The 16,391-nt window shown below is 57.7% G+C and carries 15 protein-coding genes, 1 tRNA gene and 3 pseudogenes; 12 read left to right on the top strand and 7 right to left on the bottom strand.

Translation table 11 applies throughout. The features are described from left to right. Window positions 1–71: 71 nt before the first annotated feature. Window positions 72–959, bottom strand: coding sequence for a Dyp-type peroxidase (locus tag FFH90_RS12460; RefSeq protein WP_064617076.1), 888 nt, complete (start codon window positions 957–959; stop codon window positions 72–74). A gap of 216 nt (window positions 960–1,175) precedes the next feature. On the opposite strand from FFH90_RS12460, the gene FFH90_RS12455 reads away from it, so the two are divergent. Then, a complete protein-coding gene (locus FFH90_RS12455; protein WP_086946267.1) occupies window positions 1,176–2,801 on the top strand; it encodes an NADP-dependent glyceraldehyde-3-phosphate dehydrogenase in 1,626 nt (541 codons plus the stop codon). Window positions 2,802–2,888: 87 nt separating this feature from the next. Next, window positions 2,889–3,908 carry an FUSC family protein gene (locus tag FFH90_RS12450; RefSeq protein ID WP_138867679.1) on the top strand — a complete coding sequence of 340 codons (1,020 nt, stop codon included), beginning with the start codon at window positions 2,889–2,891 and terminating at the stop codon, window positions 3,906–3,908. An 8-nt stretch (window positions 3,909–3,916) separates the two neighbouring features. On the opposite strand, the gene FFH90_RS12445 is transcribed toward FFH90_RS12450, so the two are convergent. After that, window positions 3,917–4,810, bottom strand: a complete 894-nt coding sequence (locus FFH90_RS12445; protein ID WP_019649207.1) for a DMT family transporter — start codon at window positions 4,808–4,810, stop codon at window positions 3,917–3,919. A gap of 135 nt (window positions 4,811–4,945) precedes the next feature. Here FFH90_RS12445 and FFH90_RS12440 point away from each other — a divergent pair, with 135 nt between their 5' ends. Continuing rightward, on the top strand, window positions 4,946–5,383 hold the full coding sequence (locus tag FFH90_RS12440) for an Lrp/AsnC family transcriptional regulator (RefSeq protein ID WP_007941786.1): 438 nt from the start codon (window positions 4,946–4,948) through the stop codon (window positions 5,381–5,383). An 88-nt stretch (window positions 5,384–5,471) separates the two neighbouring features. Here the strand turns inward: FFH90_RS12440 and FFH90_RS12435 are convergent, their stop codons facing one another. Next, window positions 5,472–6,143, bottom strand: coding sequence for a Bax inhibitor-1/YccA family protein (locus FFH90_RS12435; protein ID WP_018927616.1), 672 nt, complete (start codon window positions 6,141–6,143; stop codon window positions 5,472–5,474). 123 nt (window positions 6,144–6,266) lie between these two features. Between FFH90_RS12435 and FFH90_RS12430 the strand changes: the two genes are divergently transcribed. The 4 genes and pseudogenes from FFH90_RS12430 to FFH90_RS30290 form a co-directional block, all read left to right on the top strand. Beyond that, window positions 6,267–6,354 (top strand) — tRNA-Ser (locus FFH90_RS12430). A gap of 205 nt (window positions 6,355–6,559) precedes the next feature. Further along, window positions 6,560–6,768: pseudogene (locus FFH90_RS12425) on the top strand (hypothetical protein). 311 nt (window positions 6,769–7,079) lie between these two features. Further along, entirely contained in the window at window positions 7,080–7,583 is a 504-nt protein-coding gene (locus FFH90_RS30645) for a winged helix-turn-helix domain-containing protein (RefSeq protein ID WP_138867257.1), read from the top strand. A gap of 22 nt (window positions 7,584–7,605) precedes the next feature. Then, a pseudogene (locus FFH90_RS30290) lies at window positions 7,606–7,794 on the top strand (integrase); the annotation flags it as partial. 1,098 nt (window positions 7,795–8,892) lie between these two features. Here the strand turns inward: FFH90_RS30290 and FFH90_RS12405 are convergent. The 3 genes from FFH90_RS12405 to FFH90_RS12395 form a co-directional block, all read right to left on the bottom strand. Next, complete coding sequence (locus FFH90_RS12405) at window positions 8,893–9,363, bottom strand: hypothetical protein (RefSeq protein ID WP_138867256.1); 471 nt, start codon at window positions 9,361–9,363, stop codon at window positions 8,893–8,895. 261 nt (window positions 9,364–9,624) lie between these two features. Beyond that, window positions 9,625–10,161, bottom strand: coding sequence for a dihydrofolate reductase family protein (locus tag FFH90_RS12400; protein ID WP_018927610.1), 537 nt, complete (start codon window positions 10,159–10,161; stop codon window positions 9,625–9,627). Between the two features lie 168 nt (window positions 10,162–10,329). Then, window positions 10,330–10,929 (bottom strand): TetR/AcrR family transcriptional regulator, encoded by a 600-nt coding sequence (locus FFH90_RS12395; protein ID WP_026331592.1) that lies wholly within the window; start codon window positions 10,927–10,929, stop codon window positions 10,330–10,332. Window positions 10,930–11,078: 149 nt separating this feature from the next. Here FFH90_RS12395 and FFH90_RS12390 point away from each other — a divergent pair, with 149 nt between their 5' ends. From FFH90_RS12390 to FFH90_RS29970, 5 genes are all read left to right on the top strand, one after another. Further along, complete coding sequence (locus FFH90_RS12390; protein WP_138867255.1) at window positions 11,079–12,179, top strand: alkene reductase; 1,101 nt, start codon at window positions 11,079–11,081, stop codon at window positions 12,177–12,179. Between the two features lie 52 nt (window positions 12,180–12,231). Further along, window positions 12,232–13,020: an SDR family oxidoreductase gene (locus tag FFH90_RS12385; protein ID WP_138867254.1), complete on the top strand. Its 789-nt coding sequence runs from the start codon at window positions 12,232–12,234 to the stop codon at window positions 13,018–13,020. A gap of 81 nt (window positions 13,021–13,101) precedes the next feature. Next, the gene (locus tag FFH90_RS12380; RefSeq protein ID WP_138867253.1) at window positions 13,102–13,971 is read left to right on the top strand and encodes an alpha/beta fold hydrolase; all 870 of its coding nucleotides are present in this window, start codon (window positions 13,102–13,104) and stop codon (window positions 13,969–13,971) included. A gap of 67 nt (window positions 13,972–14,038) precedes the next feature. Beyond that, window positions 14,039–15,037: an NADP-dependent oxidoreductase gene (locus FFH90_RS12375; protein ID WP_138867252.1), complete on the top strand. Its 999-nt coding sequence runs from the start codon at window positions 14,039–14,041 to the stop codon at window positions 15,035–15,037. 349 nt (window positions 15,038–15,386) lie between these two features. Then, window positions 15,387–15,548: a hypothetical protein gene (locus FFH90_RS29970; RefSeq protein WP_018927603.1), complete on the top strand. Its 162-nt coding sequence runs from the start codon at window positions 15,387–15,389 to the stop codon at window positions 15,546–15,548. Window positions 15,549–15,818: 270 nt separating this feature from the next. Here FFH90_RS29970 and FFH90_RS12365 read toward each other — a convergent pair. Then, window positions 15,819–16,363, bottom strand: a pseudogene (locus FFH90_RS12365) (DJ-1/PfpI family protein). Between the last annotated feature and the right edge of the window lie 28 nt (window positions 16,364–16,391).

Below are 16,391 nucleotides of genomic sequence, written 5' to 3'. Positions count from 1 at the left end.
CGAAAGCGTTTTACCTGACACACCGCCTTCGCGGGCAAGCCTCGCTCCTACAGGTGTACGCGATCCGCTATTTAGCCGACACGCAATGCGCGCAGGTCGAGGCGACCGTCCTTGAGCGGCGGGCACCAGTAGTAGCCGCCAGTGATCGGTCGGCTGATGCGGTACAAACCGTCGGTGATGCCGTCCTCCAGACCGCTCATGCGTCGCAGTTGGGCTTCGAATGCATCGAGGGAAAAACCGAATGCCAGGAACATCAGGCCGGCGCGATCGCCTTCGATCCACGGCATCGAGCGACGGACCACGAAGGCTTCCGGTGCGAAGCTTTCCTGGGCGGTGCGTTTGACGTGGGCAGAGATCGGCGCGTCGTCGAGTTCTTCGTTGTCGCTCAGGCGCCGGCCCATGATGTTGTCCTTCTCGTGGGACGGCATCGCGTGGAAGCCTTTCAAGTCATGCTGCCATTGCTGGATCGCGGCGAAGCTGCCACCGACCAGCCCCTCAGCGCCCTTGCCCAGCAGCGCGGCGGCGACAGCGGCTTCGTCGTGAGGGTTTTCGGTGCCGTCTTCGTAACCGGTCAGGTCATGGCCAGTCATGTGGCGGAAGGTTTCGTTCATCTGCACCAGACGCAGGGCCGGTGCCAGCGCGGCTTCGATCGCGTGGCTGCGATTGAGCAGTTCGCCACGGTCAACACCGTGCAACCAGCACCAGAGCGCGTGTTGGGTCGACGGGTTGTCGACGCCGACACCGACCAGCGCAGGAAAGGCGCGCAAGCCGTCGATCTGCGCGTGCAGCGCCTTGACCAGGGACTCGCCGAAACCGACCACCGCCGATTTTCCGTCCACCAGGCGCGTCAGGTTATCCAGCGCTGCCGGCAGTGCCTCGGCGGATTCGAGGGCGAAGAACATATGACGAGCTTGAGGCGGAACTGGGGTGGCGAGGATGCCCGGCTGGTAGTAACTCATATGAACTCCTTTGAGAAAGAGCGCGAAGTTTAACCGGGGGATCGTTACTTGTGTGTTCTCAAGGGGAAAAGATCGGCTTTCATGAGCGGATGAGCCGACAGATTCGCGATCCACAACGCCGAGCCCAAAAAACCCTAAGATGAATCATGACAAGCCAGGCCGAGGTCTGCTAAAACGATTCATCAGTGCATCACCCAATCCAGACGGGGTAGCGACATGACCACAGCATCGATCCTTGGCAACCTGTTTCCCACCGCCGACGGCATCCCGGAAAAGTATCGCCTCAACGGCCAGACCGAACAGCGCGAATACCTGGTCGACGGTGAACTGAAAACCTGGTCCGGCCCCCTCGCCCAGGTGCGCAGCCCGGTGTACCTGAGCGGCGCGAATGGCGACGAACAAGTGATCCTCGGCAGCACGCCGCTCCTCGATGCCGACACCGCCCTGACCGCGCTCGACGCGGCTGTCCGTGCCTATGACCGGGGCCAGGGTTTGTGGCCGACCATGCGCGTGGCCGAGCGTATCCAGCATGTCGAGACCTTCCTCGGTCGCATGCGCGAACAGCGCGAGGCGGTGGTCAAGTTGCTGATGTGGGAGATCGGCAAGAACCTCAAGGATTCGGAGAAAGAGTTCGACCGCACCTGCGACTACATCGTCGACACCATCAACGCCCTCAAGGAACTCGACCGCCGCTCCAGCCGCTTCGAACTGGAACAGGACACCCTCGGCCAGATCCGACGCGTTCCGCTGGGCGTGGCGTTGTGCATGGGGCCTTACAACTATCCGCTGAACGAGACCTTCACCACGCTGATTCCGGCGCTGATCATGGGCAACACCGTGGTGTTCAAGCCGGCCAAGCTTGGGGTGCTGTTGATTCGTCCGCTGCTGGAAGCCTTTCGCGACAGCTTCCCGGCCGGGGTGATCAACGTCATTTACGGCAGTGGCCGCGAGACCGTCAGCGCACTGATGGCCAGCGGCAAGATCGATATCTTTGCGTTTATCGGCACCAACAAGGCCGCCAGCGACCTGAAAAAACTCCACCCAAGGCCTCACCGCTTGCGTGCGGCACTGGGCCTGGATGCGAAGAACCCCGGCATCGTGTTGCCTGAGGTGGATCTGGACAACGCGGTCAGCGAAGCCGTTACCGGCTCCCTGTCATTCAACGGTCAGCGCTGCACCGCGCTGAAAATCCTCTTCGTCCATGAAGACGTGGTCGAGGCGTTCATTGAGAAATTCAACGCCAGGCTCGCCTCACTGAAACCCGGTATGCCGTGGGACAGCGGCGTGGCCCTGACACCGCTGCCGGAGGCGAGCAAAGTCGATTATCTGCATTCGCTGGTGGCGGACTCGGTCAGCAAAGGCGCCGCCGTGGTCAACCCCAATGGTGGTGAGTCCCGGGCATCGTTCTTCTACCCGGCCGTGTTGTACCCGGTGACACCGCAGATGCGCGTCTATCAGGAAGAACAGTTTGGCCCGGTCGTGCCGATCGTGCCTTACCGTCATCTGGACACCGTGATCGATTACGTCCTGGAATCCGACTTCGGCCAGCAACTGAGCATCTTCGGCACCAACCCGGTGGCGGTCGGCAGGCTGGTGGACACCTTCGCCAACCAGGTCGGCCGGATCAACCTCAACGCCCAGTGCCAACGCGGCCCGGACACCTACCCGTTCAACGGCCGCAAGAACTCCGCCGAGGGCACGTTGTCGGTGCATGATGCGCTGCGGGTATTTTCGATCCGGACCCTGGTGGCGACCAAGTTCCAGGAAAGCAGCAAAGAGCTTCTCAGCGAGATCATCAGCGGCCGGAACTCGAGCTTCCTGACCACCGACTATATTTTCTGAGGACACCAAAATTTTCTGAGGACACCAGACCTGAGCATCATCAAAGGCCTTCGACTGCCACCGCTGTTGCGCCGAATACTGCGTCCATTGCTGGACCCGTACCGGCGCTACCGCCACGCCAAACTGATCCATGCGGTGCGGGTTTCGTTGGGGTTGCTGGCGACGATTCTGCTGACCACCGGCATCCATCTGCCCCATGGCGAATGGGCGTCGGTGACCATGCTGGTGGTGATCGGCGGTTTGCAGCACCACGGTAACATCGGCAAAAAAGCCGCCGAGCGAGCCATCGGCACCTTGATCGGGGCCGGTGTCGGCTTGTTGCTGGTGGCGCAACAGGCCTGGCTCGGGATGCCGTGGCTGACCTATTTCGCAATGTCGGTGGTGTGCGGGTTTTTCTCGTACCACGCCATCGGCAAGGGTGGTTATACGGCGCTGCTGTCGGCGATCACCGTGTTTATCGTTGCCGGGCACGGTGACAACCCGGTCACCGATGGCCTGTGGCGCGGGGTGGATATTCTGATCGGCATCGCCCTGGCACTGGCTTTCTCCTTTGCCCTGCCGCTGTACGCGGTGTACTCCTGGCGCTACAACTTGGCCGATGCGTTGCGCGACTGCGCGGCAATCTATGGCCGTATCATCAACGGCGAGTCCGTCGCCGCTGACGAGCACTTGAAGCTCATGAATCGCTTGAACGCAGTCATGGTGCAACTGCGCTCACTGATGCCCTCTGTGTCCAAGGAGGTGCGGGTTTCCATGACCGAACTCGATGCGATTCAGCGCAACCTGCGGATGTGCGTCAGCATCCTGGAAATCCTCGGCAATAGCCGGCCGAATGCCGATGACTCTGAGGCAATGGCCCACCTGCAATCGTCATTGAAAACCGAGCACCGACAGATCCGGGTGCAACTGATCGGTATGGCCCGGGCATTGAAATCGGGCGCTTCACAACGGCTCAGCCGGCCAGCCGAACCGCCATTGGACTCTACGCTTGATATGCCGGTCTACAGTCCACTGGATGGCTACCGATTGCTGACCCGACAATTGGCCGCGAACATCGGCGAGATGCGCCAGCGTCTGGCGAAAACCGCACCGCGCTGGAACATCTGAGAGGCCGTTTATTGTGTAGCCACCCGCCGAAGCTTCAGGCCCCAACCCTGTTGCATCCCGGCGGCGGCCAGCAGAATCGCGGCGACACCGATCCATTGCAGCGGCTCCAGGCGATGACCGAAGGCAAACCAGTCCACGAAAATCGCCGCAATCGGATAGATGAACGACAACGCGCCGGTCAGGGCGGTCGGTAGCTTTTGAATTGCTCCGTAGAGCAGCACATACATCAAGCCGGTATGCACGATACCCAGGGTCACCAGGCTGGCCCAGGCACTGGGCGCTTGCGGCATCGCCGAGAAGTGCGCAAAGGGCGCGAGCAACAGCACGCCGGTGCAGACCTGGATCAACGCGATCAGATGCGGTGGCGTGCCGGTCAGGCGTTTGATGATCAATGCGGCAATCGCGTACAGGAAGGCAGCACCCAGCGCCAGAGCGATCCCCATCAGGTAATCGTTGCCACCCTCGCCTTGCTCGCCATGTGCGCTGACAATCGCCAGCATCCCGAGAAACGAAATGCCCAGCCAGAACAGTTTTTGCAGGGTGATTTTCTCCCCGAGAAACAGCGCGGCCAGCCCCACCAACATGAACGGCTGGACGTTATAAACCGCCGTGCCGATGGCAATCGAGGCGCGAGAATAGGACGCGAACAACAGCACCCAGTTACCGACAATCGCCACGCCACTCAGTACGGCCAACACGAAAGTGGTGGACGTCAAAATGCCCGGGCGCAGAAAGCCGAACGCCGCGCAAATCAGCAACAAGGTGGCGGCACCGAACACACAGCGCCAGAACACCACGTCCAGCACCGGTTGCCCGGACACCAGCACGAACCAGCCAATGGTTCCGGAAATCAGCATGGCGGCGGTCATCTCGAATGAGCCGCGACGTAGTGTTCTGTCCATCATCAACCTCCTGTGTTTGAGGCCAAAGTATGCCAATCCGCCGAGGGGCTTCTCCAGCGCAAAAAGCAGGCTAAACTCGGTATCTGCCTTTTTTATCAAGGCTTATCCAGCCGATTGCCTAACAGGGGATTCGCCATGACCGACGACATCGACCAAGTGCTGATCAGCGCATTGATGGAAGACTCCCGCCGCTCACTCAAGGCCCTGGCACAGATCAGCGGCCTGTCCTCGCCCAGCGTTGCCGAGCGCCTGCGCCGCCTCGAAGAACGCGGCGTACTCAAGGGCTATACCGTCGAAATCGACCCTAAATGCTTCGGCTATCAACTCCAGGCCATCGTCCGCATCCGCCCGTTACCGGGCCAGTTGCAGGAAGTGGAACGGCAGATTCAGGCGATCCCCGAATTCACCGAGTGCGACAAAGTCACCGGCGACGACTGCTTCATCGCCCGCCTGCATGTGCGCTCGATGGAACAACTGGACACCCTCCTCGACCGCCTCAACACCCACGCCGAAACCAACACCGCCATCGTCAAGAAAACCCCGATCAAACGCCGGCTGCCACCGATGGCGTGAGTGCTGTTTGGTTCGCAAAGACGTGGATACCCCGATTCCCAGACGATAAAAAACCCGCCGAAGCGGGTTTTTTACTCAAGGCTGGCGATCAATCATCGCGGCCCATGATGCCGAACAGCTGCAGCAAGCTGATGAACAGGTTGTAGATCGATACATACAGGCTGATGGTCGCCATGATGTAGTTGCGCTCGCCGCCGTGAATGATGGCGCTGGTCTGGAACAGAATGCAGACCGAGGAGAACAGCACGAAACCTGCGCTGATCGCCAGTTGCAGACCACTGATCTTGAAGAAGAAGCTCGCCAGCGTCGCACCCAGCAACACGAAGAAACCGGCCGTGATGAAACCACCCAGGAAGCTCATGTCCTTACGGGTGATCAGCACATAAGCCGACAGGCCGCCGAACACCAGCGCGGTCATCGCGAAGGCCGAGCTGACCACTTCCGCGCCGCCCTGCATGCCCAGGTAACGGTTGAGGATCGGGCCGAGCAGGAAACCCATGAAACCGGTCAGCGCGAACGCAGAAACCAGGCCCCACGCCGAGTCACGGAGTTTGTTGGTGAGGAAGAAAAGGCCGTAGAAGCCGATCAGCACCACGAAGACGTTCGGGTAACCGACACGCATCTGCTGTGCGACAAACGCCATCACGCCGCTGAATGCGAGGGTGAGGGCGAGTAGGCCGTAAGTGTTGCGCAGGACGCGGCTAACCTCTAGCTGCTCAGCCTGCACGCTGTTATTAACTGCGTAATCCTGTTCGCGCATGGCGACACTCCTGTTGGTTTGAAACGTTCAGTCGCAAAGATCATAACAGACGCTCTGTAACAAGCCATGCAGAGAGTTTGACAGTGTGTTTCATTCAGGTATTATGGCGCCCGCAACGCAAACGGAGGTGTGGCCGAGTGGTTTAAGGCAACGGTCTTGAAAACCGTCGACTGTAACAGGTCCATGAGTTCGAATCCCATCGCCTCCGCCATCTTTATACGACAAAGCCCTGATTTTTCAGGGCTTTGTCGTTTCTGGGGTTTGGTGAAAATCTCGGCTCTCGGCATGTGTTCCATAACTATTATGGACGTGTTCCAGAACTCAGCGGCTGAACCCCCTCCTCCGGCGTCCTGCTGATCGTTAAAAATCCTTCACGTAAGGTGGTGCTACGCTGTCCTCAAAACCGAGGATTTGCGATGCCACATTCGGACCGTCCCCCTCCCTGCTGTACAAGATCAACGAAAACCAACTCGCGCTCGAAGCCGCCATCATGGAGCTTTCCAACTGGGTCGAAGCCCGCGGCTCAGCCGACGTCGCCGACAACGTGCGCGGCGCCTTGGACACCATCGACAAGAACGAAGAGTTCATCAAGATGACGCTCGCGGTACTGATGACGCTGGAGTGAATTAGCACTGCATCTTATCGCTACCCCGCTACCACCTCGCCTCAAATACTGAGGCGAAACCGTGGATCCGTACGAAATCGAAGACACCCGCAACTGGCTGGAATGTCCTTAATCCTCCCTATCAAAACCAACGTACGTTCGATCTTTTTTAAAGATTTTACGATTGCTGAAACGTATCATCACCGAAATTAGCCGGTTTTAACCGAAATACACTCTGCATTGCACTGCGCCATCTCCGCTGACCTAGGAATTTCTCTATTTCGAGCCAGCTAGCGGAAGAGCAATACATCCAAAGAAACATCCTCACTTAGATGAATATCGATACGCCCCCCTCCAGACGACCCTCCGCTTTCGAGGCGCACGCCCCCGTTGAAAAGAGTATGTTCAACGCAATACGCGCACAAAGTTCAAATGCATGGATGCTAGTCGAGCCTCTGCGATTACTTACTAACAATGAAAAAACTATCAATCTAACCAAGATGGAGTACGCAGTACTCGACTTGTTAATAAGCAGCACAGAACGGATAGTAAGTAATGATGCCATTGCCAAAAAACTAAACAAAAACCTTGACCACTATAAGGGACTGGTGATGTGCCTCAGCAGGCTACAAGCGAAGTTCAAGAGGTCCGCTAGAGGAGATAACCTTTTCCGCTCGGTGAGAAATCGCGGCTACTGCATCGTCCAAACAATACACATTGAGAAGGACTTATCTAACAGGCATACCGCATGCGATGAAAAAACCTGGAAGCGCTGCTCGCCCCCCCCCCCGCCACAGCATCTACTTGCTAGCCGATGCATCTGCCTATTGGGTTGACGTATGTAGCGGCTCTGGCACGGAGGAGGTGCCGAGCTTCCATGAAGTGCGGGCGCTGTCGCTGCACCTGTGGAAGAACGCCGGAAACGATGGACAGAAGATCGCAGGGCACGCGAGCGAGGGCATGACCAAAAACTACCAGCGGGACCACGAGAAAATCGTCCGGCCTGAGGCGATACCGGATCTGAATATCAGCGAAATCACTGGGTAGTTTTGCGTAGACCTGAAACGAGAAAGGGGACCAAGCCACTAAGCGCTTGATCTCCTCACGAAATATGGTCGGGACGGAGTGACTCGAACACTCGACCCCTAGCACCTCATGCCGGGGACTGTAACGACCTAAGCTATTGTTTTAGAACGAATATGACCCCCTTTAAGAGTGGCAAAACATTCGATTTTTTGTGCTTATGCAAACGGAAACACGCGGCCTCCAGAGGAGGTTTTGCGCAAGCCACCGCAGGAGAATGACGAGGTGACATTGCGAAACTTTCTGCATCCGCTAGAACTTCGAGATGGCGCAGAATTGTCTGCCCGTCACCTCGAGGAAGGGACATGGCTGTAATCACGAAGAGTGACTTGGTGTACAAGTACACTTGGTCGGCAGATCAAGGCGACAACCCGCATTACACTGGGTTGCTGGATCGCGACAAGGTAGACCGGGACGAGGGACACCAGGTTGTACATTTTCCGACAGTAGTGCCCTCCCTTCCAGGCGTTCTGCCGACCTGAACCCCAAGCCCCTAGTTTGCCCCTGCCCTTACGCACCAGCCAAAAAACCGAGTAATCAGCGTGTTTTTTCCTCCTAAAGACCAAGCGCCGGATATGTATTAACCCTGATACATGAAAGGTTATTATTTGACGCTTTTCTAACAGAGGCACATTGCTATGATCCCGGCAAACTCCACTGCTAGAGGCTCTGAAGTGAAATTAACACCTGCCGAAAAGACCAAGTCTCGGGGTTGGGAATGGGCCTATAAAAAAATCCGGAGTTTTGGTTGCTCTCGAAGAACGGCCATCTACAGGGCAAGCCTCTATGCTCTTCGAGGTGACTCGGGAGGTTTCTCAAGCGAGCGGAGCTTGCAAAGATTCCGACTACGGCGTTAACCAAGCTGGTCATCACCGGTACGCCATGGCTCGACCCGATCCCCCTTCGGGCTGCAGGGCTGCGGCCACAAAGACAACCCTGACTACAAGACCGGCGCCTGCAAGATCTCCATCAACTGCTAAGACAAGCGTTGGAACTCCTTCTCGGGGCGGCATGGGGCCGCGTACGGTGGCCGAGTAGGTCCCTTGATCTCCCCCGACGGCCTCACGCTGGCGTCACACATTCCGCCGCCGACGATGACACCCCGCCCGAACCAATGACATGCATGACCGACTCGACCTGCCAAAGTCTGTTCGCGCTGGCGCGATGGTTGTGCACATCGATCCGCCCCTCGGCGACCATTCCAGGCGTCAGCGGCCGAGTGATGGACATGGTCGACTTGCCGCGTTGCAGCTTCTTCAGTTGCGCCGTTGCAGCTTCCTGGGCGCTCTTCTGATCCGTATGTGTCTTGCGGATGATGTAGCGCGGACCCGCCTGACTGTCGGCGTCCTCGTTGGCCTCACCGGCATTGTCCGGGGCATTGCCGTACACCGACACCGCCCCGGCGACTATGCCCGTGACTACCGGCACCTTGCGCTGCTCGGCTTCGTTGAACCAATACGCGACCACCAACTGATAGTCGTTGCGCTCTTGGATCGTGACCCGGCCGCTACTGTTTTCCGGATCACAAATCACGACGGTCGGCAGCGCCGCGCCGGTGACGGTCTGAGCCCCCCCCTAGGCACCACTACCAGGCGACCGTCGACCGGCTTCGCCACGGCGCCCAGTTCACGTGCCAAACGCGTCAGTAGGTTCATATCGGATTCGGCGCGCTGGTCGATATGGCTGAAAACATGCTTTGCCAGCTCCGGCGCTACGGCCGCAATGTAGCATGCTCCTTGGCCATCTTGGCGACCAGAGCGCCCAGCGTTTTGGATCGGACCTCCCTCCGGAAAATCAAGGAACCAACTGATAGGTTGACTGCACTAGACCGGAAGGAAAACACCGGCTATTTACTAGCTTCAATTCAATGTCCTGCGTAAGGGCCCCGAACAATGGTCTTCCCGACCCAATCAGCACGGGAACAGTGGTGATCACCATATCGGCGACTAACCCGTCACGCAGGAATGACTGCACCAATTGCCCGCCATCGACATAGACTCGATGCACACCTTGCCTCGCCAGTTCCGCCAGTAGGTCTGAAGGAGTGAGGTTGGAAAAACGCACTTTCCCCTCTAGCGCATTAGGCACCTGTGAATCGGCCAACTGTTGAGACAACACGATTACTGGCAGGTCGTAGAACCAAGTGTCGAAGGTCAGCACTTTCTCATAGCTCCCCCTCCCCATCACGATAGCATCCTTATCGGCGATGAAGCCCAGGTAGCCGTGATCCTCACTCTGATCATCGCGCTGCAATAGCCAGTCAATGTCACCGTCGGACCTGGCGATATAGCCATCTAGACTGATGGCGATGAAAACATGTGCAGTAGTCATAGAAGTTTCCTTATTCAGACGACGCATGACTGACCGCAAAGAGGATAGCAAAACTAATATATAGCTAAATTTCTTAGCTGGTTTTCTACAAATCCCGCTCAAATCAAATGGGTCAAAAAAACCGTGTAGCGTATTTTGATCGCGCGAATAGGCCGTTCACGCTTTGAATTAATCTTCCTTCAACACCGGTTCAACTTCATCGACCGGCAACGAAGCCAACATTTCAGCGCGACAAACCTCAAGGATCTCATCCGCGAGTGCAGAATCATCCGGACAGGCACGCGACAAAATAATCGCGCCGACAGCGCGAGACAGCAGGTCGATCATTTTCTTTCTCCCCTCTCCCGCCTCGGCATCCGGTCCCGTCGGATATTTCTCTCCCAGCGTTTGCAGGGTGTGTTCAATGCCTTCGGCAAATGTCGTTTTCACATCATCCGATTGACGCGCCGCGTCGCTGCACAACGCGGCCATGGTGCAACCGCTGCCACGTCCGTCCCGATGTTCTCGGGTCACATAGACGTTGATGAAGCCCGGAACATCGAGCGCTTGGGCGCCTGTCAGCGATTTGGCAAGACTGCAGGCCGAGGCTTCGGCCATCAGGTCGGCCTTCGACCCGAAGTGCTTGTAGAAGCCTCCATGGGTGAAACCGGCAGCCGCCATGAGATCCGCCACACCGACGCCATCAAAGCCGCGCTCACGGAACAGCTCTGAGGCCGTTTCAACGATGTGCTCTCGATTGGCCTGCGCCTGGGCCTTGGTCACTCTCACGTGCAATACCTCGTGTTTACCGGAAAATCATGCGTCCAATCATACATAGATGCTGGTCATAATCAAAACCGTTGACAGTTTAGATTTCGATCATCATCCTAATTGCACGCAACACCGATCTCCATCAACGGGCACGGAAGAAATACCAGATGACCAATCAGAATCTGTTCACCCCTTACACCCTTGGCAGCCTAACGCTGTCGAACCGGGTAGTCCTTGCGCCGCTGACACGTAACCGCGCAGGCCAGGGCTTCGTCCCCAGCGAGTTCGCGGCCACCTATTACAGCCAACGCGCCAGCGCCGGCCTGCTGATCAGCGAAGCCACGCAGATTTCCCGACAGGGCCAGGGCTATCAGGACACCCCCGGGATCTACACGCAGAAGCAGATAGACGGCTGGCGCACCGTGACCGATGCCGTCCATGCCAAGGGCGGAAAAATCTTTCTGCAACTGTGGCATGTCGGCCGCGTGTCGCATGTTGATCTGCAAGAAAACGGCGCCGCTCCTGTGGCCCCTTCTGCACTGCGCGCCGCCACCAAAGTGTTCGTCAACAACTGTTTTGAAGACGTCTCCGAGCCGCGCGCACTGGACATCAGCGAACTGCCGGGGATCGTCTCCGATTTCCGCCAGGCCGCGGCAAACGCGGTCGCCGCCGGGTTCGATGGTGTGGAGATTCACGGTGCAAACGGCTATTTGCTGGATCAATTCCTCAAGGACAGCGCCAATCTGCGTACCGACGCTTACGGCGGTTCGATTGAGAATCGTGCGCGCCTGTTGCTCGAAGTGACGGCGGCGGTCGTTAATGAAATCGGCGCGGATCGCACCGGTGTGCGCCTGTCTCCGGTTTCGCCGGCCAATGGCGTATCCAGCAGCGATCCGCAGGCGCAATTCGATTACGTCGTTGAACAACTCGACGCCCTCGACGTGGTTTATCTGCACGTGGTCGAAGGCGCGACCGGTGGCCCGCGCGACGTGGCGCCCTTCGATTTCGGCGCCCTGCGCCAGCGCTTCAAAAACACCTACATCGCCAACAACGGCTATGACCTGGACCTGGCGACTTCGAAACTCGCTGAAGACCAGGCTGACCTGATCGCCTTCGGTCGCCCGTTCATTGGCAATCCGGATCTGGTGGAGCGCCTCAAACGTGGCGCGCCGTTGTCCGCGTTCAATCCCGCCACCCTCTATGGCGGCGGTGCGGCTGGCTACATCGACTACCCGACGCTGGCTGAATCGAGCGCTATCGCAAGCTGAGCCATCAGTGATCGCGCTTTCTGTTTCTCACATCCTGAAAGAGAGATAACCCATGAGCACTCGCCCTACTGTTCTCATCACTGGCGCCTCCACCGGCATTGGCGCGGTCTACGCCGAGCGCTTCGCGCAACGCGGCCACGATCTGGTACTGGTCGCCCGCGATCAGGCGCGCCTGGATGCACTTGCAGCGCGCTTGCGCAGCGAACACGACGTCGCCGTCGATGTCATTGCGGCGGACCTGACCCAACTCAGCGATCTGACAACCGTTGAAAGCCGCCTGCGCGACGACGCCCGCATCGGCATCCTCGTCAATAACGCCGGCGCCGCGCTGTCCGGTAACTTCATCGACCAGAGCACCGACAGCGTTGCGCAACTGGTCGCCCTCAACACCACGGCGCTGGTGCGGCTCGCCAGCGCCATCGCCCCACGCCTGGCCAAGGCAGGCGACGGCGCGATCATCAACATCGGTTCGGTGGTAGGTCTCGCGCCGGAGTTCGGCATGACAGTCTACGGTGCGACCAAGGCATTTGTGCTGTTCCTTTCCCAGGGCCTGAGCCTGGAACTTTCGCCTCAGGGCGTCTACGTGCAGGCCGTGCTGCCCGCCGCCACCCGCACGGAGATCTGGGATCGCTCCGGCGTCGACATCAACACCTTGAGCGAAATCATGGAAGTGGGCGATCTGGTGGATGCCGCCCTAGTCGGTTTTGATCGTCGTGAACCGGTGACCATCCCGCCGCTGCACGAAGCGGAACGCTGGGATGAGCTGCAGAGAGCACGTCAGGGCCTGCTGGGGCAAATCCGCCAGTCTGCAGTCGCCCAGCGCTACCAGACCCAACCGTGATCTTTTGGTAGCGAGTATCCGCGCCGGATTCGATGCAGGCGCAAGGCACTGCATCGAACCCGGCCACTGTCCGGAGTAGCAATGAATTCAACGCAGACAAGTACGCCCTCGGGTTCACAGACGTCGTTCATCAACGCGACGAACCAGTCGATCACGGTCAACGGCATTCCCTTTGCCTATCGCGATACCGGCCAAGCAACCGGTGTGCCCCTCGTACTGTTCAACCATTGGGGCGCGGTGCTGGACAACTTCGACCCCGCGATCATCGATGGCCTTGCACAAACCAGACGCGTCATTACCACCGACTATCGCGGCATCGGCGGCTCTGGCGGAAGCGCACCACTGACCGTCGGCGAAATGGCTGACGATGCCATCCAGCTGATTCATGCGCTGGGGTTGGAAACCGTTGATGTGCTCGGTTTCTCCCTCGGCGGCTTCGTCGCTCAGGACATCGCCCTGAAGGCGCCTGATTTGGTGCGGCGTTTGATTCTGACCGGCACCGGACCAGCCGGCGGCAGCGGTATCGACAAGGTCGGCTCGGTGACATGGCCATTGATGCTCAAAGGCTTGCTGACCTGGCGCGATCCGAAGTTCTACCTGTTCTTTACTTCGACGCCCAATGGTCGTCGATCCGCCTCGCAGTATTTACAACGCCTGAAAGCACGCAAAAAAAATCGCGACAAAGGCCCGACGCCCAGCGCTTTCCTGCGGCAGTTGAAAGCCATCACTGCGTGGGGCAAACAGGCGCCACAAGACCTCAGACGCTTGCGGACGCCGACGCTGATCGTCAACGGCGACAACGACATCATGGTGCCCAGCGTTAACTCGAGTGCACTGGCAAAGCGTATCCCCAACGCACAACTGGTGATTTATGAGGATGCCGGGCACGGCGGTATTTTCCAACACCACGTTGACTTTGTGGCCAAGGCGCAGGCGTTCCTCGATGCCTGACAACACGGCGCAGCAACGCCGCAACACACCGGCTACCCTCCTTACAACCGAAAAGAGCTGCACCACGATGAAAGCATTTCTAATTGATCGCTATGGCAAGAACCCCGGGCGGATTGGCGAAGCGCCCGCCCCCGCAGTGGGTGCCCACGACGCCTTGATCGAGGTACACGCCAGCAGTGTCAACGTGCTGGATTCGAAGATCAGCAAAGGCGAATTCAAGCTGATCCTGCCCTACTCATTTCCGTTGATCCTGGGTAACGATCTGGCAGGCGTCGTGATTGAGGTGGGCTCGAAGGTGACACGCTTCAAACCGGGAGACGAAGTGTACGCTCGCCCACCGGAAGCGCGGATCGGCACGTTCGCCGAATTGATCGCCGTGAACGAGAACGCGATCGCCCTGAAACCTGCCAATACCAGCATGGCACAAGCCGCGTCCCTCCCCTTGGTTGCACTGACCGCCTGGCAAGTGCTGGTCGAAACCGCCCAACTGAAAAAGGGTCAGAAAGTGCTGATTCACGCCGGCTCCGGCGGCGTCGGCACCCTCGCCATCCAGCTCGCCAAACACCTCGGTGCGTTTGTCGCTACAACCACCAGCACTGCGAATGTCGAATGGGTGAAGGCATTGGGGGCCGATTTGGTGATCGACTACAAACAGCAGAACTTCGAAAGTGTCTTGCACGACTACGACGTAGTGTTGAACAGTCTCGGCGCCGATGTCCTGGAGAAGTCACTCAAGGTGCTCAAGCCAGGTGGCCAGCTCATTTCCATCTCTGGGCCACCCACTGCGCAGTTCGCACAGGAGCAAGATTTGTCCTGGCCATTGAAGCAAATCATGCGCCTGCTGAGCCTCGGTATTCGGCGCAAGGCCCGCAAGCAAGACGTCAGCTACAGGTTTGTATTCATGCGGGCCAACGGCGCCCAACTGCAACAAATAACCGCGCTCATCGAGGCCCGCATCATCAAACCGGTGATTGACCGCGCCTTCCCCTTTGAATCAACGGCAGAGGCGTTGAAGTATGTCGAGCAGGGACGAGCCAAAGGCAAGGTCGTTGTTTCGATCAAATGACTAAGCCGCCTATCGATGAGTCGACCGAAGAGCCCGACAAACTTTTAGCACGCCAGCATTCTTCATCCGGGCTGAGCGAGTTGACGACACTAGAGTTGCCGAAACCGGAAGCGCAGCAAACGGACGTCGTGCCTGTAGCACCAACTGTGATCCTATGGCGCAGTTTGATGCTTAAGCAGTAGATCTCGGCCTCGCCACAGCCACCGTACAAAGCACATTCATAATCAGTTTGGCGACTCTCTCCGTAGCACAATTGACGAACCCGAGGATGAATATACGTTCATCAAAAACATTGTTCTATGCGTCTAGCCTGTGGGTTCCGACATAGTGAATACAGGAGTAACCCACCATGTTCTCGCACGAAAGCATCCCGCTGATCATCATTTTCATCATCCTGCTGCTTGGCGTGCTTACCGCCGTCCTCCATCCGGTACATGCGTTCTATAGCTGGCTTCAGAGGCGCAGGGAAAAATCATCCGTCGAGATCGCGAAAGAGGTGGATTCGCGCTGAATTTTTTTTAACGAGCCCGGCTAAGTCCGGGCATTTTTTTGAAGCTTTCGGGCCGATTCTGTTGAAAAAGTCGGCCTTGGTTTGCGCATCAGAAAAGTACGCGTCCGAGATTGAAATCCGAGTCCTGAACCTTCTGCCCAAAACACAGATTTAAATCTCAGGCACGTACTTTTCTGCCGTGGAAACCGAAGCCGACTTTTTCAACAGAATCGGCCAAGAGCGGACACTCGAGCACATCACCTGGTTGGCTGTTTTTTCAGGACGAAGCGGTCACCCGTGTTCTGCTGCCAACATTGACCTGAACTGAGAAATGATCTCTGAAGATAACCCGGCAGCTTCGAACACTGCGCAGGTAAAGCTAACGGGAGCAGGACCTGGCGCAGTTATGATGCGGTCAGCAAAAGCGAGGACCCTTCATAACCTGCGGCATTCTGTTGTAAAAAGTCAGCGCTGTTCGAGGTATGAGAAACCGTGTCGAGAAGCCCGGCTCTCGCAAGTGCCAGCGTTCCCCCACAGATACCGGCAATTGTCGCGCCACTTGAACGACTAGTATGAAGAAAGTCCCGAATATCCGGTGCATCTGCACGTTCCCAGATCATTCCACCGATGACGACAACAACGTCCGGTTTCCAGTCCAGGCATTGTTGCAAGCTGCAATTCACAGTTACTGCCAATCCACCCTGCGAGCGGAACTGTCCCGTAGTAGAGGCGAAAAACCTAACGTCGATCCCGTAGAACGGGGATGCAGTTCCTGCAATGAAAGCATATTCCCAGTCCGCAAAACCGGGTGTCAGTATCAATCCCACGCGTGCCATCAGTCAGAATCCTCCATGAAAACGAATA

It is taken from the genome of Pseudomonas sp. ATCC 43928 (assembly GCF_005938665.2).
In the GTDB taxonomy this organism is placed as follows: Bacteria; Pseudomonadota; Gammaproteobacteria; order Pseudomonadales; family Pseudomonadaceae; genus Aquipseudomonas.
Note: the sequence above shows the minus strand (reverse complement) of the source record. Positions and strands in the feature narration are given on the sequence as shown.